18 protein-coding genes are annotated in these 20,966 nt (G+C 50.8%); 16 read left to right on the forward strand and 2 right to left on the reverse strand.

Annotation, left to right across the window (positions count from 1 at the left end):
• The first annotated feature begins 14 nt into the window (after nucleotides 1-14).
• The 14 genes from iolG to AC0YN4_RS10920 all read left to right on the forward strand — a co-directional run bounded on the left by iolG (nucleotide 15) and on the right by AC0YN4_RS10920 (nucleotide 14,962).
• On the forward strand, nucleotides 15-1,058 hold the full coding sequence (iolG, locus tag AC0YN4_RS10855; RefSeq protein ID WP_475781878.1) for an inositol 2-dehydrogenase: 1,044 nt from the start codon (nucleotides 15-17) through the stop codon (nucleotides 1,056-1,058).
• Nucleotides 1,059-1,076: 18 nt separating this feature from the next.
• Nucleotides 1,077-1,898: a 5-deoxy-glucuronate isomerase gene (gene iolB / locus AC0YN4_RS10860; RefSeq protein ID WP_475781485.1), complete on the forward strand. Its 822-nt coding sequence runs from the start codon at nucleotides 1,077-1,079 to the stop codon at nucleotides 1,896-1,898.
• Between the two features lie 39 nt (nucleotides 1,899-1,937).
• The gene (locus tag AC0YN4_RS10865; RefSeq protein WP_475835797.1) at nucleotides 1,938-2,954 is read left to right on the forward strand and encodes a LacI family DNA-binding transcriptional regulator; all 1,017 of its coding nucleotides are present in this window, start codon (nucleotides 1,938-1,940) and stop codon (nucleotides 2,952-2,954) included.
• A gap of 126 nt (nucleotides 2,955-3,080) precedes the next feature.
• Nucleotides 3,081-4,010 (forward strand): aldo/keto reductase, encoded by a 930-nt coding sequence (locus AC0YN4_RS10870; protein WP_475835798.1) that lies wholly within the window; start codon nucleotides 3,081-3,083, stop codon nucleotides 4,008-4,010.
• Nucleotides 4,007-4,783: a sugar phosphate isomerase/epimerase family protein gene (locus AC0YN4_RS10875; RefSeq protein ID WP_475835799.1), complete on the forward strand. Its 777-nt coding sequence runs from the start codon at nucleotides 4,007-4,009 to the stop codon at nucleotides 4,781-4,783. Before AC0YN4_RS10870 ends, AC0YN4_RS10875 begins: the two co-directional genes overlap by 4 nt.
• 48 nt (nucleotides 4,784-4,831) lie before the next feature.
• Nucleotides 4,832-5,542 carry a glycerophosphodiester phosphodiesterase gene (locus AC0YN4_RS10880; protein ID WP_475835800.1) on the forward strand — a complete coding sequence of 237 codons (711 nt, stop codon included), beginning with the start codon at nucleotides 4,832-4,834 and terminating at the stop codon, nucleotides 5,540-5,542.
• Between the two features lie 192 nt (nucleotides 5,543-5,734).
• Nucleotides 5,735-6,688, forward strand: a complete 954-nt coding sequence (locus AC0YN4_RS10885; protein WP_475781490.1) for an ABC transporter permease — start codon at nucleotides 5,735-5,737, stop codon at nucleotides 6,686-6,688.
• Nucleotides 6,689-6,774: 86 nt separating this feature from the next.
• Entirely contained in the window at nucleotides 6,775-8,520 is a 1,746-nt protein-coding gene (locus tag AC0YN4_RS10890; RefSeq protein WP_475781491.1) for an extracellular solute-binding protein, read from the forward strand.
• A 120-nt stretch (nucleotides 8,521-8,640) separates the two neighbouring features.
• A complete protein-coding gene (locus AC0YN4_RS10895; protein WP_475781492.1) occupies nucleotides 8,641-9,549 on the forward strand; it encodes a carbohydrate ABC transporter permease in 909 nt (302 codons plus the stop codon).
• A gap of 31 nt (nucleotides 9,550-9,580) precedes the next feature.
• Nucleotides 9,581-10,474: a CehA/McbA family metallohydrolase domain-containing protein gene (locus tag AC0YN4_RS10900; RefSeq protein WP_475835801.1), complete on the forward strand. Its 894-nt coding sequence runs from the start codon at nucleotides 9,581-9,583 to the stop codon at nucleotides 10,472-10,474.
• A 79-nt stretch (nucleotides 10,475-10,553) separates the two neighbouring features.
• On the forward strand, nucleotides 10,554-11,564 hold the full coding sequence (locus tag AC0YN4_RS10905; RefSeq protein WP_475781494.1) for a LacI family DNA-binding transcriptional regulator: 1,011 nt from the start codon (nucleotides 10,554-10,556) through the stop codon (nucleotides 11,562-11,564).
• A gap of 47 nt (nucleotides 11,565-11,611) precedes the next feature.
• The gene (locus AC0YN4_RS10910; RefSeq protein WP_475781495.1) at nucleotides 11,612-12,565 is read left to right on the forward strand and encodes a carbohydrate kinase family protein; all 954 of its coding nucleotides are present in this window, start codon (nucleotides 11,612-11,614) and stop codon (nucleotides 12,563-12,565) included.
• Nucleotides 12,566-12,597: 32 nt separating this feature from the next.
• Nucleotides 12,598-14,055, forward strand: a complete 1,458-nt coding sequence (locus tag AC0YN4_RS10915; RefSeq protein ID WP_475835802.1) for a leucyl aminopeptidase family protein — start codon at nucleotides 12,598-12,600, stop codon at nucleotides 14,053-14,055.
• Nucleotides 14,056-14,074: 19 nt separating this feature from the next.
• Nucleotides 14,075-14,962 carry a metallophosphoesterase family protein gene (locus tag AC0YN4_RS10920; RefSeq protein WP_475835803.1) on the forward strand — a complete coding sequence of 296 codons (888 nt, stop codon included), beginning with the start codon at nucleotides 14,075-14,077 and terminating at the stop codon, nucleotides 14,960-14,962.
• Nucleotides 14,963-15,032: 70 nt separating this feature from the next.
• Here AC0YN4_RS10920 and AC0YN4_RS10925 read toward each other — a convergent pair whose 3' ends face one another.
• Together AC0YN4_RS10925 and AC0YN4_RS10930 are read right to left on the reverse strand one after the other, a co-directional pair.
• The gene (locus AC0YN4_RS10925; protein ID WP_475781498.1) at nucleotides 15,033-17,054 is read right to left on the reverse strand and encodes an ABC transporter ATP-binding protein; all 2,022 of its coding nucleotides are present in this window, start codon (nucleotides 17,052-17,054) and stop codon (nucleotides 15,033-15,035) included.
• Nucleotides 17,055-17,113: 59 nt separating this feature from the next.
• Nucleotides 17,114-18,865, reverse strand: a complete 1,752-nt coding sequence (locus AC0YN4_RS10930; protein ID WP_475835804.1) for an ABC transporter ATP-binding protein — start codon at nucleotides 18,863-18,865, stop codon at nucleotides 17,114-17,116.
• Nucleotides 18,866-19,346: 481 nt separating this feature from the next.
• Between AC0YN4_RS10930 and AC0YN4_RS10935 the strand changes: the two genes are divergently transcribed.
• Together AC0YN4_RS10935 and AC0YN4_RS10940 are read left to right on the forward strand one after the other, a co-directional pair.
• Nucleotides 19,347-20,741, forward strand: a complete 1,395-nt coding sequence (locus AC0YN4_RS10935) for a DUF4832 domain-containing protein (protein WP_475781500.1) — start codon at nucleotides 19,347-19,349, stop codon at nucleotides 20,739-20,741.
• Nucleotides 20,738-20,953, forward strand: a complete 216-nt coding sequence (locus AC0YN4_RS10940) for a hypothetical protein (RefSeq protein ID WP_475781501.1) — start codon at nucleotides 20,738-20,740, stop codon at nucleotides 20,951-20,953. The genes AC0YN4_RS10935 and AC0YN4_RS10940 overlap by 4 nt, the downstream gene beginning before the upstream one ends.
• Nucleotides 20,954-20,966: the final 13 nt, after the last annotated feature.

The raw sequence follows: 20,966 nt of genomic DNA on the forward strand, positions 1-20,966 counted from the left end.
ATATCGATATGGCGTTGGGGAAAATCAAGATCGGCATCATCGGAGCAGGTCGAATCGGCAAAATACATGCCGATAATCTGCTGCGGATGCCTCAAGTGGAAGTCATCGCAGTGAGCGATTTATTCGCAGGTGCCGAGCTTGAGGAATGGGCGGCGCTGCGAGACATTCCGCTAGTGACGAAGGACAGCGGGGCCATTATTGCCCATCCGGATATTGATGCCGTGTTCATCTGTTCTTCTACTGACACGCATGTCCCGCTCATTAAACAAGCTGCACTGGCGGGCAAACATATCTTCTGCGAGAAACCTGTCAGTATGGACATCAGACAAACTCAGGAAGCTGTAGAGACCGCGAAGCAGGCTGGCGTTAAGCTGCAGATCGGGTTCAACCGTCGATTCGACCATAACTTCCAGAGGATCAGCGAGCATGTGCAGAGCGGTACGATTGGAACCCCGCACATTGTCAAAATCACCTCGCGTGATCCGAATCCGCCGCATCAAGATTACATTCGTGTATCCGGCGGTATGTTCATGGATATGATGATCCATGATTTCGATATGGCACGTTACGTGACCGGCAGTGAAATTGAAGAGGTATACGCACACGGCGGCGTGTTGATCGACCCTGTATTCGCGCAATATGGCGATGTCGATACGGCGATCGTAACGCTGAAGTTTGCTAACGGGGCGATGGGAGTCATTGATAACAGCCGTCAAGCCGTATATGGATACGATCAACGGGTGGAGGTTTTTGGCTCCAAAGGCGCGGCAGCCGTGACGAATGATTATCCGAATTCGGCGGAAATCAGTACGGCTGAAGGCGTGTACCGCGATAAGCCGCTGCACTTCTTCCTGGAGCGGTATCAAGAGGCCTACAGAGCAGAGACGCGGATCTTTATCGATTGCATCCGAGAGGATCAGCCGGTTCCGGTCAGCGGTTCCGACGGTCTGCAGGCAGAGTTGACGGCGCTGGCTGCTAAGTTATCGTTGATGCTTGCGCGTCCCGTGAAGATCGCGGAAGCGATGCAGCTCGCGGAGCAGCATGCGATTCTTATCTAGGAGGGGAGATAGGCAACGATGTCGAATTTAATCATTGCGCCGGCTGATCATCCGGATCACGATGGTAGTATAATGAACATTACGCCGGAGTCGGCAGGTTGGAAGTATGTTGGATTTCAAGTCATCAAGCTGGAAGCAGGTCAAGCCTTTCGCCGCGATACCGGAGATCGAGAAGTGTGCCTTGTCCTTCTCAGCGGTAAAGCGGATGTGACAACGAGGTCGCAAGAATGGCTTGCGATTGGAAGCAGAATGAACATATTCGAACGAACAACGCCTTATTCGGTTTATGTACCGAATGACGATAACTACGAGATTCGCGCTGTAACGGATTTGGAAATGGCCATTTGTTCCGCTCCCGGCCATGGCCATCATGAAGCGCGGCTGATTAAACCGGAGCAAGTCGGTGTGGAAACACGCGGATATGGCAGCTTAGAGCGACAAATTCATAACATTTTGCCTGAGCAGCAGTCGGCTGACAGCCTGCTTGTCGTGGAGGTGTTCACGCCTAACGGACATTGGTCCAGCTATCCGCCGCATAAGCATGATCAAGATGCGCTTCCGGCAGAATCGCTGCTCGAGGAAACCTATTATTTCCGGATTCAGCAGGAGAAAGGGTTTGCGATCCAGCGTGTTTACACAGACGATCGCTCCTTAGATGAGACGCTGGTTGTCAAGGATGGGCAAGCAGTCATGGTGCCCAAAGGCTATCATCCGGTCTCCGCTCCGCCGGGATATGATTGTTATTATCTGAATGTAATGGCCGGTCCGGTACGTACGTGGAAGTTCCACAACGATCCGGATCATGAGTGGATCATGGTCAATCCGAATCCGAATCGCTAGCAAATTGTAAGCGGCATAGAAGCAGGAGGAGTTACAAGAGTGAAAGCAACGATTTACGACGTAGCACGAGAAGCCGGGGTTTCCATTGCGGCCGTCTCCCAAGTCATTAACGGGAAAGGGAAAATCAGCGAAGAGCGCCGCGCCTCTATTATCAGCGTCATGGAACAGCTGAATTATAAGCCGAGCCTCATCGCCTCCGCATTGACCGGCAAGAAAACGTATACGCTTGGGATGCTCATTCCGGATATCTCCAACCCCTTCTTCGCCGAAATCGCCCGGGCCGTGGAAGACCAAGGAGATGTGCATGGCTACAGCTTGGTCATCTGCAGCACGGATAACAAGGACGAGCGGGTCGAACGGTATTTGAATTTGCTTCAACAGAAGAGCGTTGACGGTATCATTATCGGCACGGGGATCGATAGCGGGGAGCTGCTGGATAAGCTTCTCAAGAAGTCCATCCCATTCGCGCTGATCGCGAGGGAAATGCCTGGCCATGATCTTGCAACCGTCGTCGTTGACGATTATGAAGGCGGTCGAATGGCGGCTCGTCATCTGCTGGAGTTAGGGCATACCCGGATGGCTGTGCTTGCTGAGCATCCGAAAGTAATTAGCTCGCAAGAACGGATTCGAGGCTTCCAAGACGAAGTCGCTGAAGAGGGCTTACAGATCCCGGAGTACATGGTTAAAATGAGCGGGCATGACTTGGTTAGCGATGGCAGGCGCAGCGCTTCAGAGCTGCTTCGTTATGCGGATCGCCCAACAGCCGTGTTCTGCTGCAACGACCTGCTTGCCATCGGCGCGCTGCAAGCAGCGAAGGAGATGGGCGTTCGCGTTCCGGAGGAGCTGTCGATTGTCGGCTTTGACAATACGATATTGGCGACGGTTACCGATCCCCCGCTGACGACGGTTTCGCAGCCAACGGAGCAGATGGGTCAGCTTGTTGTAGACTTGGTTCTGAGTAAGAATCATGCAGGGAAACCTGGAGAATCGAAGCGTATGGTGCTGAAGCCCGAGCTTGTTATCCGGCAATCGAGCGGGAAACCACTCTCTATCTAGACGACGAAGCTGTCCGGTTGGGTTACAGTAAGAAGTTCAGTCGCAGCCCCATTCATGGGGCATACGACTTCGTTTTATGGTATCGGTACCAGAAAGTTCGACAAAGGCACTAGGAGGGCTTAATCAATGAAGTTCATGGAAATCAATGGCGTTCGTCTGTCCCGGCTCATTATGGGAACCGGCGACTTAAGCAAGTTGAATGGAACGGACATGTTGGACACCTACGTTGCCGCAGGCGGAACAACGATTGATACCGCTCATCAATATCGGCGTGCCGAGACAATCATCGGGCAATGGATGACGGAGAAGGGAAACCGGAATCAGATGGTCATCATGACCAAAGGTGCTCACCACAATGACGGCAGCCCCGGGCCTCGCGTGAATGCGGAAGCGATACGCAAGGATTTGTTCGAAAGCCTTGATCGCTTGGAAACGAATTATATCGATTTGTATGCTCTTCATCGAGACGAGCCGGGAACGCCGGTCGGGCCGATTATGGAAGAGTTGAACTTACATCTGAGCGAAGGCCGGGTACGGGCCATCGGCGCTTCTAACTGGACGCATCATCGCATACAGGAAGCTAATGACTATGCTCAGGCGCATAATCTGTCCGGTTTCATGTTCAGCAGCACGAATCTCGCTCTGGCGGCAGCGAATGAGCCGAGATGGGAGGGCTGCGTGTCAGCGGATGAACAGGCCAGCCAGTGGCATGAGCGTCATCAATTGCCGCTGCTTGCATGGTCTGCGCAAGCGGGTGGTTTCTTTACAGGGCTATTCTCGCCGGAGGATCGATCCAATTCGGACATGGTTCGCGTCTATTATAACGAGGACAACTGGAAGCGTTATGAGAGAGCGAAGAAGCTGGCAGAAAGCAAAGGTGTCACGGCTCTGCATATCGCCCTATCATTTGTGCTCAATCGTCCGTTTCCAACCGGAGCGATCATTGGTCCCCGCACGGATGCGGAGTTGATGGATTCCGTGAAAGCGATGGAAATTAATCTTACAGAAGCAGAGCAGGAATGGCTGGATCTGAAACGAGAGGAGCTTGCGGTATGAGAGAGAAACTGGCAGCGCAATTGTACACGCTCCGGAATGAATTGAAGAAGGATTTCCCCGGCACACTTCGCGAGCTGAAGAAGATGGGATGGCATGCCGTACAAATCGACGGTTTGCATGGCAATGATCCACGCGAGATCGCATCGGTAATGGATGAGCTCGGTCTGCAGACTGCCGGGATGCATGTCGGTTTAGAGCGCATGAAGCATGATTTGCCGGCCGTGTTGGAAGAAGCGCGATTATTCAAGACGAGAGATTTCATCTGTCACTCGCTTCCGGACGAACTTATGAACCCGGATGGTTATCGAAGTGTACGGGAAGCGCTGCGCCAAGTTGCAAGCCAAGTAAGCGGGCTGGGCTTTAGGGCCGGCTACCATAACCATGACTTTGAATTTCATACGTCCATGAATGGGCAATACGCGCTGGATTATGTGTTAGAGCTGGATCCCGAGAGTCCGGTCTACGCGGAGATCGATACGTATTGGGTCAAGAAAGCGAATGTGGATCCGCTCACGTACATTCAACAATACGCCGGCCGCATGCCAATTCTCCACTTGAAAGATATGACTGCTGACGAACGAAGGTATTTTGCCGAGGTTGGCAGCGGAATTATAGACTTTGTGCCGATCATTCGGTGGGGAGAAGCCAGCGGCGTAGAATGGTACGCTGTTGAGCAGGATTACTGCCCGGGCAGCCCGATGGACAGTCTGGCATTAAGCTTGGAGAACTTGCTTCGGATGGAGAATGAAATCAAACGGGCTGTGAATAATTAATCGTATTCTATCTTAGAGAGACCATCCATGAGAAGGAGCCGATTCAAGATGCGTAAACCATTAACCGCAGCCCATACGGGCTGCGGCATTCATCCGGATAACACGTTAGCTTCGTTCTTCGAGGCGATGGAGAGCGGTGCCCAAATCGCAGAAGTAGACGTGCTTGTCACGCTTGGAGGTACGGCAGTGCTGCTGCATGATCATTCGCCGGCTCTGCAGAAATATACCTATGAGGAACTGAACGCTCCAGAAGTGAGAGAGTCACTCTCGCCTGCGTATATCGAGCATGAGGTAGCGACACTAGAACAGATCCTCCGGCTATCGGAGTCCCGCGCTATGCTGCTCAATTTGGATTTGAAATCAACCGACGCTATTGAAGCGACAGCTAAGCTGATTTATCAGTTCGCTGCGCAGAAACGCGTCTTTATTACGGGGGCTTCCGATTCGATGACCGCGAGGTACCCGGATATTAGAGTGATGTACAACACACCTGATGTTTGGACCGAAGGGAAGGGCGAGCGCTATGTCGAGTTTGCGGATGCCGTTTGCCGGAAAGCGCAAATAGGCGGCTATGCCGGTTTGAACATGGAGAGCTCGACATATCGCCAAGAAGTAGTCGATCGTGCGCATGCCGCAGGACTGCTCGTTTGGGTGTACACGGTGAACGATCCGCAAGAGATGAGACGGCTGATTGGATTAGGGGTAGATGCCATCACCACGAGACAGCCAAGCCGACTGTTAAGTATTCATGAAGAGTAGAAAAACGTATAGCCATATTCGAAATTAGTTGCTATAATGAAACCAATGGCAACGCTTACTTTCCGTTTTATTGGAAAGTAAATTTTTTAGCCGTTTCTGGTATCGATACCAGAAAATAAACCCGAACCGACAGAAGCAACAGAGCACAACAAGAATTAGCCATTTCTCCGAAAAGAAGGTGATTCCCGACTCATGGCAAATGTCTCGACGACTTCGCAAGTGAAGCTGAGAAAACCCAGAGCTTCTCTGTGGAAAAACATTATGCTGCATCGGTACTTGTATTTCATGCTACTGCCTTGTCTCGTGTTCTTCATCGTATTTTCATATATTCCGATGGGCGGCTTGTTGTTAGCCTTTAAGGAATATAAGTTCAACAAAGGCATTCTCGGAAGCCCATGGATCGGTTTTGACTATTTCGTAACCTTCTTCAACTCTTACCAAAGCAAGAGTTTAATCCAAAACACACTGATTATCAGCAGTATGAAGCTGTTCCTGTACTTGCCTTTCCCAATCATACTAGCCCTCATGTTTAATGAAGTTCGCAACAAATGGTTCAAGAACGTGTCTCAGAGCGTGCTCTATCTGCCGCATTTCCTGTCCTGGGTCGTGGTTGTCGGCTTGATTCAGCGGATTCTCGCTCCGGACACGGGCTTGCTCAATCAATTCATTGCCAATGTTGGCGGTGATGGCAGTATCTTCTACATGATGGACCCTAAATACTTCTATCAAATCATGTTCGGCAGCCATCTGTGGAAGTCGATTGGCTGGGATTCGATCATTTATATGGCAGCGATATCAGGTGTAAACCCCGATATGTATGAAGCGGCCAAGATCGATGGTGCCGGTAAGCTTCGGGAGATCTGGAACATTACACTGCCGTCTATCATGCCGACGGTCGTCATCCTGTTTATTTTATCGCTTGGGAACATTTTATCCGCCGGATTCGATCAGCTTTACCTGCTGCGAACGCCGGGAAACATGCAGCTTTCCGATATCTTAGATACTTATATCATTCGTGTCGGCTTACAAGGCGGTCAATATGGTTATGCAACCGCAGTTGGTATGCTGCAAGGCGTTATCGGACTAATCTTAGTAGTTTTGGCTAATCGGCTGTCTCGCAAAGTGTCAGACACTTCACTATGGTAACGCTACCATGTAATGAAGAACGTTCTAATGGTGGAAACGTCAACCGACGTATTCATACAAAAAATTGAATTAAAGGGGTAAAACGCATGAGCAGAAAATGGACGAAGTTTCTAGCGATTCCTGTTATGGTTTCCATGCTTCTCGCAGGTTGTTCCAACAACAGCGGCAACAACACGAGCAATGAACCTGCTGCAAACAGCAATACCGCTTCAGACAGCAATGCCACTGCTACAAATGCACCTGAAGGAAAGCCGGCAACATGGATTGCAGACCGTACGATTAAAGGTCTCGTATTCATGGGAACCGACGATTATACCGAGGATATGAACCCTGAAATCAAAGCGCAAATTAAAGAGAAAACGGGCATTGATTTCGAAATCGAAATTATGAAGGCGGAGCATTCCATTGATGGTTTGATTGCGGGGCTTGCGGCGAACGACCTGCCGGATTTCGTTGCTTTCTACCTCAACAACAGCGGTCGTCCGGAAATGCCGGTCGTGCTCAAAGCAGCTCGCGAAGGCATGTTCACCGACCTGACTCCTTTCTTCAAGGATTCGAAGGTATACAGCAAGTATTTGCAGGCTGATTACCTGCCAATGGATACGCAGTTCGGCGTCATGTTCCGTCCGGAATTCAACGGCTCTACCTACTTCACGCATATGAACATCCAACGCGAAGGCGGTCAAGTGTCTTGGAAAGGCGTCGGAGGTCCTTACATCCGTAAAGATATCGTAGACGCACTGGGTATTGATCCACGCACGATTACATCGACAGATCAGCTCTATGATTTGGCTAAGAAGATCAAAGCAGGCGACTTTAAAGATAAGAACGGCGGTCCGGTTACGCCGATCGGTCCATCCTACTGGGGCGGTAAAGAAGTCGGAGCCCTGTTCAACGATCTGGAGTGGGGCGCAGACGACCAGCGGATTAAGCAGACGAAAGACGGTAAAATTCTGCACGAAGCTCAAACTGAATTTGCACTGAAGAAAGTAGATTATGTCCAGAAGCTAATCAAAGAAAAACTAATCCATCCGGAGTTCTTCACGATTGACGAGAGCCGTGCAACGGAAGGGGCATTAAACGGTTCATGGGCGATTATCGCCGATACGCACAGCTACCAAGAATATAACCAAGATATGCATTATGTTCCGCTAGGTCCAATTAACCAAGTAGACGGTCCTTATCAAATGCAGATTTCCTATAAGTCCGGTTACTCCGCATGGGCGATTCCGACTACGACTGAGAAACCGGAAGACATTGTTAAATTCGCTGATTTCCTTGCAAGCCGCGAAGGCAAGCTGCTGTGGAAATACGGAATTGAAGGCCGTGACTACACGCTTGACGACAAAGGCAACCCGCTTGTGAAACAAGAAGTCGTGGATTTGAAGGCGAAAGATCCTAACGAAGCGAAGAAGCTTGGTTTTGGCGGCGTAGGCAACAACTGGGGCGACATCCTCGGCAGCACGGACAATGATAATCTAGTGGATTTCGGCGAAGCCAATTATGGCGATAACGCAGCATCAGGCTTGTTCCCGGCAGTAGAGAAAATCGCAACGTACTGGAACTTCGATGAGAAGGTGAAGAACGGCGTTGTATCCGATGCTTACCAGCCGAATTCGTTCATTGGCGAGTTTAGCAACGGCACAGAGTTGAAAACCGCTCTTGATAACTACAATGACAGCTTGATCCAAGCGTATTACAGCAAAAGTCATGATGAAGCGAAGAAGATCATTGACAATGCCCTGAAGCAGATGGAAGCTTCCGGCTTGGACGACTACTTGAAGCTTCTTGCGGAGAAGAATGCAGATCCAAAAACAAAGGTAAAGCTATAGCATCTGCAGGCAGCAAATGAGTACCTGATGGTTAGGCGGTTTTATTCGCAGTCCGGATGAAGCCGCTTTTCTATTATCGTTTCGGAGTGGTTTCTTCGAGGTGTAGAAGGAGGGAAGTCAGTGAACGAATTTTATAAGATCAGCCTAGGTGAGAAAGTATTCCGCGTCATCAATTATGTCCTAATTGTCCTCTTGTGCTTGTCTATTATTCTTCCTTTCCTGAATATATTCGCGTTAGCGTTTAATCCGGGCAAAGATGCGGAAAGAGGCGGCATCTTCTTCTGGCCTCGCATCTGGTCGTTCGAGAACTTCTTGAAGGTATTTGAAGCCTCCAATATCGCATCGGCTTTCGGTATTTCGATGTTCCGTACGGTGGTCGGCACTGTCTCCAGCGTGTTTATGACAGCGATGGCTGCCTATGCGTTAAAGAGCAAAACATTGCCCGGCGGGAAATTTTTCATGATGCTCATTTTCTTCACGATGTTGTTTGGCGGAGGCATCATTCCCTACTACATGCTGCTCAAGTCGATTCATTTAACGAACAACATCTGGGTTTATGTCATTCCAAGCTTATACAGTGCATGGAATTTGATCATTATTCGAACCTTCTTCCAGCAAATTCACCCAAGCTTAGAAGAATCGGCACGCATTGACGGCTACAATGATTTTGCCATCTTTATGCGCATTATTATGCCGCTCAGCCGTCCTGTTATTGCCGTTATTGGGTTGTTCAACGCCGTAGGGCACTGGAATGATTGGTTTACCGGTGCATTCTTCGTACGTAAAGCCAGCCTGCGTCCCTTATCGACACTGCTTCAGGAAATGCTGACAAGCGCCGAAGCAATGCGAGATACGTTGAATCAAGCCGCGGGTACGACCAAATACGAGCTGCTCGACAAAATCCAAATTACGGGCAACTCGCTAAAGATGGCGACGATTATCGTAGTAGTGGCTCCGATTATCATCATCTATCCTTTCGTGCAGCGTTATTTTGCCAAAGGCATTATGATCGGTTCGATGAAAGAATAGAAAGAAGAGCGGAAAGAGGGAGAAATCGTAGATGAAGATCTTGAATAGCTACACGCAAACGGGCAAATGGTGGAGAGGCAGCTTTCACAATCATACGACGAACAGCGATGGCTGGTTCCCGCTGGAAACGGTCTATAAGATGTATGGCGGCTACGATTTTCTGGGTATTTCCGATCATGATAAAATTACGAAGCACGAAGGCGAGCGCAGCATTCCCACTGTGTTTGATGCCATTGAAGTGAGCAGCCGCCAGACGCATATGCTGCTCGTTAATCCGCCGCTTACGATGCTTGATCAATACAGCAACGAGTTTACGATTGAAAACTATCAACGGTTGACCGATATGGCGGTCGACAACGGCGGGTTTGCCGTATTGGTCCATCCGAATCGCTTCTTCTCCAATTATTGGACCTTGGAAGATATGATGAAATTGGAACGTTATATTGGGATTGAAGTGTATAACGGCGACGGCAATCCGGAGTACGATATCGCCTTTGATAAATGGGATGCCTTATTGTCGAGCGGACGGAAGGTATGGGGCTTCGGCAATGATGATTCGCATGTTTACGGCCAAGAGAAACGAGCTTGGAATATGGTGCAGGCGGAAGCGAATACGAATGAAGCGATTACGCAAGCGATCAAGGACGGCAATTTCTACGTATCTACGGGCTATGGATTCGATGCTATTCGCACGGAAGGCCATACGATTGTGATCGATCTCCGTTCGAACGAGCTGCTGGATAAAATGTATAAGTATGTGACGTTCTTCGGTAAAGATGGCCGCGTGCTGCAGGAAACGACGGGTAGAATCAGCCAGGCCACTTATGAATGCAAAGGCGATGAAGGATATGTACGCATTGCGGCCTATTTGGAAGGCGGCTACGGCGCATTTTCCCAGCCTTTATTTGTCGAAACTAGTAAATAATGCTCATTAACGTAAAGGAGTTTGTTTCGTGAACGGCGAACTGCTTCTTAATTGAATCTTTATAAAGAGGGTGAGTAATGTGCAGCCAAAAATTAAAGACGTGGCGCGCCTGGCGGGCGTTTCGGTAACGACCGTTTCCCGTGTGTTGAACGGCGAGAAGTATGTCAAGGACGATCTCAAGTACAAAGTGAATCAAGCTATCGAAGAATTGGGATATGCCCCCAGCCATATTGCCCGTAGTTTGGTGCGTAACAAAACGAACCTGATCGGTGTAATCGTACCTGACATTACCTCCAGCTTCTATGCGACTATTCTTAGCAGCATCGAAGAAGCCGCAAGCGCAAACGACTACAATTTGCTGGTGTGCAACATCAGCGAGGATATTGATAAGGAATATAAATATTTGAACGTCTTTCAAGAGATGCGGGTTGAAGGCATCATTATTATGCATGAGAAGATCAACGAGGAGATTCGCAATCTCATCCATAAGATGAAGATTCCGGTTATTTTCTCCAGCGTTAAACCGATGGATCAACAATTCGTATCCGTTATCGTCGACGATTATAAGGCAGCCTATGATGCGACGTCCTATTTGATCGAACTAGGGCATGAAGAAATCGGGTTTATCGGCGGCGACATGCGAGACATTACGTCAGGCCAAAACCGGTACAGCGGGTATCGGAATGCACTCACGAGCAAAGGGATTCGGATCATTCACGAGCATATCCGCTTCGGGGACTACAAGGTGAAAAGCGGCTATGCGCAGATGAAAGAGCTGCTGCGCGTGAGCCAGCGGCCTACGGCGGTATTTGCGGTCAGCGATGATATGGCTGTCGGAGCGATGAATTGCATCCGCGACCACAATCTTCGCGTACCTGAGGATATTTCGGTCATCGGCTTCGATGGCAGCCAATTAACCGAGCTTACGAGACCAACGTTGACTTCTATGGAACAACCGATTCATGAAATGGGCAAAGAAACGATGCGCCTCCTGCTCCACCAGGTGGAGACCGGCGAAGAGCCAAGCGGGGACCTCGTGCTCGACCATCGCCTGGTGGCGCGCGAGAGTTGTATACCCAGGAAGAAATAGATGAGCAGAGGCAAGCATATCAGGAGTAGGGCGGAGATGAAGCAACCTTGAAGAAATACGACGCAATTGTAATTGGGGACGCGAACATCGATTTGGTCGTTGCCGGCTGCAACGAGCTGCCGAAGCCCGGACAAGAGGTGCTTGTTCAAAACATGACGATTCATGTGGGCGGCGGAGCCGCATTGTTCAGCATGGCATTGGCGAAGCTTGGCTTAAAGATTGCCTTTAACGGCATACTCGGCGAGGATGGTTTCGGACAATTTGTACGCGATCATTTGACCGAGCATGGAATCGATACTAGCTATATCCGCAGCAGCAGCAGCAGCACGGGCATTTCCATCGCGATCAATCCGGAGAAGGATCGTTCCTTCATTACTTATATGGGATCAAACGCGGAGCTGAGCATGGGACTTCTCGATATTGAAAGCGTTGCTTTGGCAAGACATGTGCATCTGACCGGTTATCGAGGAAGAGAGAATCACGCGGAATATATGAAAGTCGTTCAAAGGATTAAGGGGTTAGGCGTGACGACCTCCATTGATGTAGGTTGGGACGATACCGGCGAGTGGTTCGCTGGCATCTATGAACTGATGAGCGAAGTCAATGTGTTCTTCATGAATGAAGTCGAGGCGGAGCATTATACCGGATGTTCCAGCATTAAGGATATTATTGCGAAATTGTCTGCTCATAGCAACCATTTCGTAGTCAAGCTTGGTTCGGCCGGCGCGGTTTCGACTGTAAACGGACATGCTCGGTTTCGTTCCGGTTTCCATGTGCCCGTCGTCGATACGACAGGTGCCGGAGATTCCTTTAACGCCGGTTACATCTACGGTTTTCTGAGCGGACTGAAGCCGGAGCAGTGTTTATTGTACGGCAACGCATGCGGAGCCTTGTCTGTGACACAATCAGGTGGAAGTACGGGAACGCCGGATCAAACGGAGATGGAACAATTTCTATTCGAGAAGGCCAACTGTACGACGGATATTTGGGAGAGCGCGTAAAGCACCGAAGCGAGAGGAGGTCACGAGCAGCTATGCATTTCGAAATCAACCATGGAACTGGGATTCAGACTGTGATTGTTCCTGTATTTACGGAAAGCTTGACGGATTTGTCTCAAAACCGGGAAGAGCTGCGAAAGGCTTCCTTATTGCCGTATATGGGTGCCAGACATGCAATAACATGGTTTTATGGCGCTCAGAGCGGTCTGGCTGACCTCATGGTAGTTGGTCTGGGCGACATGGACAAGTTTAACCTGGCTGTTCTGCGCGATGCGGCAGGGAATGCGGGACGTGCTTTACATAAAGAGAAGCGGGATTGCGCGGCAGTTTCCTTTGAAGCGCTCGAGGGTAATGGAGTCTTCGCGGTCGGTTTGTCTGCTTATATGGAAGCTTGGGTAGAAGGCTCGCTGCTGGGCACTTATGCGTTCGATAAGTATAAATCGGCGGCGCGAGCCGAGCATCATGCAGATATTCCCATACATCTGATAGGAGATCCTTCGGCGGAGCTTACAGAAGCGATTCGTCTGGGTCAGCTTCGAGCGGAGAGTACCATGTGGGCGCGGGATCTGACGAACGAGCCTCCAAACTATCTTCGTCCCCGCGATCTGGCCGAGCGAACAGTGGAGCGGTTTGCCGGTACCAATGCGAAGGTTTCGGTGTATGAAGGCGAGGAGATTACACGCCGCGGGTTTGCCGGATTAGCGGCAGTTGGCAAAGGAAGCATTCATCCGCCTGTATTTATCGAGCTGCGGTATTGCACCGACGAAACGAAACCCCTGGTGGCTTTAATCGGCAAAGGCATTACGTTCGATACCGGCGGCATTAGCTTGAAGCGAGACAATGATATCAGCGATATGCGTATGGATATGGCAGGGGCCGCCGGTGTGCTGGGGGCGCTCGATCTGGTCGTGCGCGCGGAGTACCCGGCTAATCTTATCGTGCTTGTACCATCGGCTGAGAACAGTCCATCCGATCGCTCGATGCTGCCCGGCGAAGTCATCCGGTATGCGAATGGGGTCACCGTCCAAGTCGGCAATACGGATTCGGAAGGCAGACTTATTCTGGCGGATGCCTTGGTTTATGCCCATCAGCTCGGCGCAGAGCAGGTCATCGACATGGCGACGCTGACGTATTCGGTCGTTGGAGCGCTTGGTACGGCGGTCGCAGGAGCTTTTGGACAGAACGAGCTTGTTCAAGCGTTGAAGGCAGCAGGCGAGCCCTATGACGAGAAGATCTGGCAGCTGCCGATTATTGACGAGTATGAAGGCTATTTATCCAGTGATTATGCGGATACGTCCAATATTAGCAGCGGAAATGGCGGAGGGGCTATTATGGCTGCGTTATTTTTGCGCAAATTCGTGCATCCCACGCTCGCATGGGCCCATATTGATATGAACGGACCGAAGGATTGCTCTTCAGCCAAAGGCCAGCTTGCTGTTGGTGCGACAGGCTGGGGGACTCGTTTATTGGCAGCATACGTAATGACTAAATAGACTAGAGAGGAGATCTCCCATGGATCCCAATAAGCTTCGCTTTCGAGCAAACGGTACATTTTCGATTCTGCAATTTACCGATATGCATATCCAAGATGGGGCCAAGAAGGATATCCAGACCCTTGCGCTTATCGATCAGTTGATCGCGGATCAGAAGCCGGATTTGATCGTGCTTACAGGTGATGTGATTGCGAGCTACGACATCGCAGATCAAGAAGGAGCATTCCGCCGCGCCATTGCCGGTATCGTGAACTCCGGAATTCCGTTTGCCGTCGTTTACGGCAATCATGATTCGGAGAAAGGGATTACACGTCAGCGGTTGAACCAGATTCTACAGGAGCATGACAATAACCTGTCCGTCGATGGACCTGAGGACATTCACGGCATTGGCAATTATGTGCTGACTGTCGGAGCTTCTGCGAGCAATGAGGATGCGGCCGCCTTATATTTCTTTGACTCTGGTGACTACGCACCGGAGAGCGTTGGCGGGTACGCATGGATTCAGCCTAATCAAGTGGAGTGGTATCGGCATGAATCGCTGGCGCTGAGAGAGAAGAACGGCAACTCTACGCTGCCTGCGCTTGCATTCTTCCATATTCCGATTCCGGAATATGACCAAGTTTGTCAGCTTGGCACGATAGAAGGAATCAAGGGCGAGGAAGTCTGCTGTCCGAAATTGAATAGCGGCTTATTCACGGCCATGCTGGAGATGGGCGATATCGTCGGAACCTTCGCCGGGCATGATCACGATAACGATTATGTCGGTCACTTCCATGGCATACAATTATGTTACGGACGCGTTACCGGATATAACACCTATGGCAAGCTTGAACGCGGTGCGCGCGTGATTACATTAATAGAAGGTTCGCGAGAGTTCGAAACCTCTATCCGGTTGAACAATCAATAGCAGCGCAACATAATAAGGGAGAACCCGAGGCGGCATATGCCGTGCGGGTTCTCCCTTATTTGTTACCTTGTTAGGCTACGCTGACGGCTGCACCTTGCTGCAGCTGGTACATGGCATAGTACTTGCCGCCATGCTCCATCAGCTCTTCGTGATTGCCGCGTTCCACGATGCGTCCGCGATCGAGCACGAGGATCTGGTCTGCAGCACGAATCGTCGACAGGCGGTGGGCGATGACGAAGGTTGTGCGACCTCGCTTGAGCACGTCGAGCGCTTGCTGGATAATCGCTTCCGTCTCGGTGTCGATGCTCGCCGTTGCTTCATCGAGAATCAGAATCGCCGGATCGAACGCCAGCGCTCGCGCGAAGGAGATCAGCTGGCGCTGGCCCGCTGAGAGCGTGCTGCCTTTCTCAATCACCGGCTCATCGAGTCCGCCCGGCAGCTGCATGAACATGTCATACGCGCCAACATCGCGAAGCGACTGTTCCACTTTCTCACGCGTAATCGACGGATCGTCCAAACTGACGTTCGAAGCGATCGTACCTGTGAAGAGGAACGGTTCTTGCAGTACGATGCCCATATGCTGACGCAGCTGCTGCTTTGCCATCTCGCGTACATCGTTACCATCCACCGTAATCGAGCCGCGATCGATATCGTAGAAGCGGAAGAGCAGATTCAGAATGGAGCTCTTACCCGAGCCCGTATGACCGACAAGCGCGACGGTTTCTCCTTGTTTGGCCGTGAAATCGATGTTCTTGAGCACGTCTTCGCCTTCTTTGTACCCGAACGAAACATCATTAAATGCAACATGACCCTTATAACGGTCCAAACGCTGCTCCGACACGGGAATGCCGGGCTCATCCAGCAGGGCGAATACCCGCTCGGCGGATACACGCGCAACCTCTAGGTTGGACAGCTGATTGACCATACCGACGATCGGCGACATCATTCGGTTCATATAATCGATGAACGCATAGAGGACGCCGACCGAAACGGCTGCTCCGAGCCAGCCCCCCGCAAACATCCATACCACCGCAATGAAAATGATATTACGGAAGATCGTAAGCAAGTTGTGGCTCGTAAACGAGTTCAAATAAAGCATCTTGTTCTGGTATTTAAAATACTCGTCGTTCATCTCATGGAACTCCGTCATCGTTTGTTTCTCTCGGCGGAATACTTGAATGATCGGCATCCCTTGAATGGATTCGTTGATCATGCCGTTAATATCGCTCAGACGCGAGCGAATGACATGATTGTAGCTGGATGCATATTTGCGATACACGACGATCCACACATAGAGGATCGGCAGTAAAGGCAGTGCGATTAATGCGAGCTTCGTATCGAGCACGAACAATGCACCCATAATCGCGGTCATATAGATAATACCGGAGAAGAAGTTCGCCAGTACCGAGACGTACAGCTCGCGAATCGCTTCGGTATCATTGGTTACGCGTGAAACGACCTTACCTGCCGGGAGATTATCGAAATATTGAACCGGCAGCTCCTGAATATGCCGGAACACATCGTTACGCATCTTGCGTACAATCCGGTTAGCGGACACTTGAAGCAAATACTTCTGACCGTATGCCAGAAGCGCTCCGACAAGCAGCAGAACGACATACCCGGAAGCAAGCTTGATCATACTACTAATTTCCGGTTTGTAGAAGCCGTAGGTTTCATTGCGGTTCAACAGCACTGCAGGGAATTGCTGCGCGCTGTCATCCTTCGCCGTGACAGTCAGCTGACCGTCCTTAAACGAGAGCGATCCAGTGCTTGGAACACCGGGCGCATCTACAAAATAATACGTAAGTCCGGACTGCATGACATGCACTTCCCGGCCTTTCACTTCGCCGTCCTCCCAGTGGTCAGCTCGCTTGTACCAGCTGTCCTTATAAGGGACGGAGTATGGCCCGTCATGCTTGCTTTCGTACCACGGTTTCTGTATCCCCATAATGTTCGTATCGATCATACGTTTGGCAAGGAATGGTCCTACAAGCTCGACCGAGATAGCCAAAGCCAGCAGCAGAAGCGCTAGCAGGATGGGCCTTTTATAATGCCAGGCATATTGAAACAATCGTTTTCCGTTGTTACCCATTGTAATTGTCACCTTCATTTCATTTATCCTAGTATGCGCACATTTGAGCCGGCAGTCGATTATTCTTCCACCAGGGAAGCGAGCTGCTGCCGATCGTACTGCTCTTTGTACCAGCCATTGTTCTGAATCAGCTGTTCATGTGTGCCTTCTTCCGTAATACGGCCCTCATCCAGCACGAGAATCCAATCCGCATGCTGTACGGCCGACAGGCGGTGCGTCGTAATGAGCGTTGTTTTGCCGGCGCGTTCTCTTCGTATGCCTTCAAGAATCTCAGTCTCTGTCTTAGCATCAACAGCGGAGAGAGCATCATCCAGCATCAGAATTTCCGGATTGGCAATGACGGCTCTCGCAATGCTGACCCGCTGCTTCTGTCCGCCTGATAGCGCAACGCCTTTCTCGCCGACCAGCGTTTCGAGGCCATCCGGGAGGAACGTGACGTCCTTGCGGAACGCAGCCAGCTCCAGCGCTTTGTTTAGCAGCTCGTCGTCCATGGTCACTCCAGTGGTGCCATAGGCGATGTTCTGGCGAATGGTCTTGCTGAACAAGATCGGTTGCTGCGGCACATACCCGATCCAGCTGCGGATTTGATCAAGCTCGATCTCCGTGATGGAGACGTCACCTGCTTTCAAGCTCCCTTGGCCCATCGGATATTCGCGCAGCAGCTGCTTGAGCAGCGTCGTCTTGCCGCTTCCTGTTCTGCCGACGATTCCAAGCGTTTCGCCTCTGCGCAGCTTGAAGGAAATATCGACCAGATTATCAATGGTTGAAGAAGGGTAACGGAAGGTCAATTGCTCGTATTCGATTGACTCCGGCACAGCCATGGCTACCGGCGACTGCGCATCCTTCACGTTTGGCTTAATGCCAAGCGTCTCATTGATACGATCGAGCGAGGCATTACCGCGCTGCATAATATTAATCAGTTCCCCAATGGCAAACATCGGCCAGATGAGCATACCGAGGAACATGTTGAACGATACCATTTCCCCAAGCGAAATTTCGCCGCGGAACACGAGCACGCCGCCGTAGCAGAGACCGATTAAGTAACTGATCCCGACCAGAATTTTGAGTGCCGGCTCGAACAATGCGTCGATCTTGGCAACGGCAATGTTCTTGCTGAACACTTCATCTGTCATGTCGCTAAACCGTTTCCGGTCTGCTTCTTCTTGGACGAAGGCGCGAATGACCCGCACGCCGGATACGGACTCCAGCACCTGATCATTCAAGTTACCGAAGGCATCCTGCTGCACCGTAAACCGCTCATGAATTTTTTTGCCAAAATGCTGCATGACCAGTGCCAGAAGCGGCAGCGGAAGCATCGCCGCAAGTGTCAGCTTCCAGCTGATCATCACGGCCATCACGAAGAGAATCGTCATCATGAACACGGTGGAATCGATCAGCGTCAGAATACCAAAGCCTGCCGTAGTCGATACGGCGCCGAGGTCGTTCGTAGCCCGGGCCATGAGGTCCCCGGTACGGTTACGCTCGTAGAATGTAGGCGTCATCTTGAGCAGATGCCGCATCAGCTTGGAACGGAGCGTACGTTCAAGCATGAAGGCAGACCCAAAGAGCAGGGACCACCACACACAAGTAATGAGATAAATCGCGATCGTAAGACCGGCCCAGAACAGCAGAAGTTCGGTTAGCTTCCCGGTCGTCATCGTGCCTTGCCCGATGCTGTCGACGGCATATCCGATTAATTTCGGAGGCGTAACCTCCATAATGCCAACGATTGTCAGCAGAACGCCTGCAACCGTGTAGCGTTTCCAATGCATTTTGAAAAACCAGCTTAGCTTCTTAAGTACTGCAAACACGTCGATCAACAACCTTTCTAAACTTCTGAGGAACCAAAAAAGGCATACCGCCCGTAAGCGATACGCCTGAACTCGTATGGGGATTGACAGCTTGAGAACTGTCGCCACCTGACCCGAGTGCAATAAAAAAGGCGCACGATTACGTCACCGCAACCATGCACCTTCTAACGATATGAAGCGAGAATCTGCCATTCTCCGCCTCTTAACGCCTTGTTGCGCGAGGGTTACGTACATTTCGATTGTATGTTCCGCCTGCAGGCAGAAATGATCCATCCATATGTCGGTTAAACATATCCGTAACCCTCCTTTCCGTTCTTCAAAGTATATGTGAGTACTTTATCATCGCCCCCTCGGAGCTGTCAACGGGGTATTTTGAATGCGTACGCTTATTAATTTCTCGTTAAGAACCGGGACCACATCGAATTTACATATTATGTTATTCTAGTAACAATGAGTCTAGTAATCTAAAGGTGGTGTTCGCATGGCTATGGGAAGCCGCATTGCAATGTATCCGAAGGTGATTCATGACGTGCTCGGCAATCCGGGAACCGGATTTATGACGTTTCAGCGTTTTAACGGAGATCAGCTTAATCCTGGAACCAGGCATTGGACAGAAGGACATCCGATCGAATATCAGAGCTATGGCGGAAGCTTGGAAAATGTGGATTATCCGATGACATCTCTCGCTTATTATCGCGTGTACTGGAAGTATCTCGAGCCCGAAGAAGGTGTTTATCGCTGGGATATGATCGACACTGCGCTGTCTGTGGCGCGCGAGCGCAGACAGACGCTTCAGCTGCGAATCGCGCCTTATGGAGTAGGAGAATCGGAGGATGTACCGGCATGGTTTCGCGCCTTAATAGGCAGTAGCAGCAGGGAGCTGCCGGATGCCAAATGGCAGGTTGACCCTGAGAATCCGCTGTATGTGAAGCATTTTGGCGGGTTCATACGGCTTATGGGCGAGAGGTATAACGGGCATCCGGATTTAGAGACGGTGGATATGTCCATTGTCAGTGCATGGGGCGAAGGCGAATCTTCTCACCTCTTGAGCGAGCATACGCGTGCGGCTCTGGTAGACTCCTACACCGACACGTTCATAGATACACCTTTAGTCATGCTGTTAACAGATCCCTATACGAATCAATATGGTCTGAAGAAGGCGAATGTGGGCTATCGGATGGATTGTCTTGGCGATATGACGGAAGGCGCGGCTCATATGCTGGACTGTTATCCGCAGCAGATCATCCAATGCGGGATGCAGCATGCTTGGATGAAAGGCCATGTCTCTTTTGAATCGTGCGGGGTCATGTATTCATGGTTCCACCGCGGTGTCGACATCGACTACGTGATCGATCAATCGCTGAAATGGCATATGTCCTCCTTCAATCCCAAATCATCCCCAATTCCACGAGAATGGGAGAGTCAGGTGAATCGCTGGCTGCGATCGATGGGGTATCGCTTCGCACTGCGCAAGTGGACTTACCCTGAGGTTGTGAAGCCCGGCGGCAAGCTCGATTTCACTTCTTGGTGGGAGAACCTTGGCGTTGCGCCGATCTATCGAAGGTTTAATTTGGCGGTGCGACTGGTTAACGAGCGCTGGAGCAAGGTGTATCTGACAGATGCCGACATTCGGGAGTGGCTGCCCGGCGACATCACCTATGAGCGGTCGCTCAACATTCCGCAGGATATGCCGCTTGGTCATTACCGACTGGAAGTCGCGCTTGTCGACAGACATATCGGCGAGCCGGCTATCCGCCTGGCATCAGAAGGAAGACAGCCGGACGGCTGGTACGCAGCTGGCACCGTCCACGTCCAGACCGAGCTTGATTCGCCTCCTTCGCCTCTCGGCGAGATCGTGGTGTCTCCGTGGCAGTGAGTTTATTTCATTATTACGATAAGAGGCTGGGTCCTTTTCGCAACTTGTCGAGTCTGCCGATGGCGCAAGCGGAGGAGCTTCAAAGGCAGTTTGTACGTGAAGGTGACCAATATGGATTTCCGCAGCAATGGAATGCAGATGGTGCGTTTGGCCCGGAGCGATATATTGAGGCGCAAATCTGGGATGAGTGTGTCATAAGGAGATATAAATGATAGGCAAACTAGA

It is taken from the genome of Paenibacillus sp. J22R3 (assembly GCF_056269305.1).

What these genes read in the sequence shown, in the direction of transcription:
- iolB (WP_475781485.1), top strand. Translation starts at nt 1,077, where the DNA reads ATGTCGAATTTAATCATTGCGCCGGCTGATCATCCGGATCACGATGGT.
- AC0YN4_RS10870 (WP_475835798.1), top strand. Translation starts at nt 3,081, where the DNA reads ATGAAGTTCATGGAAATCAATGGCGTTCGTCTGTCCCGGCTCATTATG.
- AC0YN4_RS10875 (WP_475835799.1), top strand. Translation starts at nt 4,007, where the DNA reads ATGAGAGAGAAACTGGCAGCGCAATTGTACACGCTCCGGAATGAATTG.
- AC0YN4_RS10880 (WP_475835800.1), top strand. Translation starts at nt 4,832, where the DNA reads ATGCGTAAACCATTAACCGCAGCCCATACGGGCTGCGGCATTCATCCG.
- AC0YN4_RS10885 (WP_475781490.1), top strand. Translation starts at nt 5,735, where the DNA reads ATGGCAAATGTCTCGACGACTTCGCAAGTGAAGCTGAGAAAACCCAGA.
- AC0YN4_RS10890 (WP_475781491.1), top strand. Translation starts at nt 6,775, where the DNA reads ATGAGCAGAAAATGGACGAAGTTTCTAGCGATTCCTGTTATGGTTTCC.
- AC0YN4_RS10900 (WP_475835801.1), top strand. Translation starts at nt 9,581, where the DNA reads ATGAAGATCTTGAATAGCTACACGCAAACGGGCAAATGGTGGAGAGGC.
- AC0YN4_RS10915 (WP_475835802.1), top strand. Translation starts at nt 12,598, where the DNA reads ATGCATTTCGAAATCAACCATGGAACTGGGATTCAGACTGTGATTGTT.
- AC0YN4_RS10920 (WP_475835803.1), top strand. Translation starts at nt 14,075, where the DNA reads ATGGATCCCAATAAGCTTCGCTTTCGAGCAAACGGTACATTTTCGATT.
- AC0YN4_RS10925 (WP_475781498.1), bottom strand. Translation starts at nt 17,054, where the DNA reads ATGGGTAACAACGGAAAACGATTGTTTCAATATGCCTGGCATTATAAA.
- AC0YN4_RS10935 (WP_475781500.1), top strand. Translation starts at nt 19,347, where the DNA reads ATGGCTATGGGAAGCCGCATTGCAATGTATCCGAAGGTGATTCATGAC.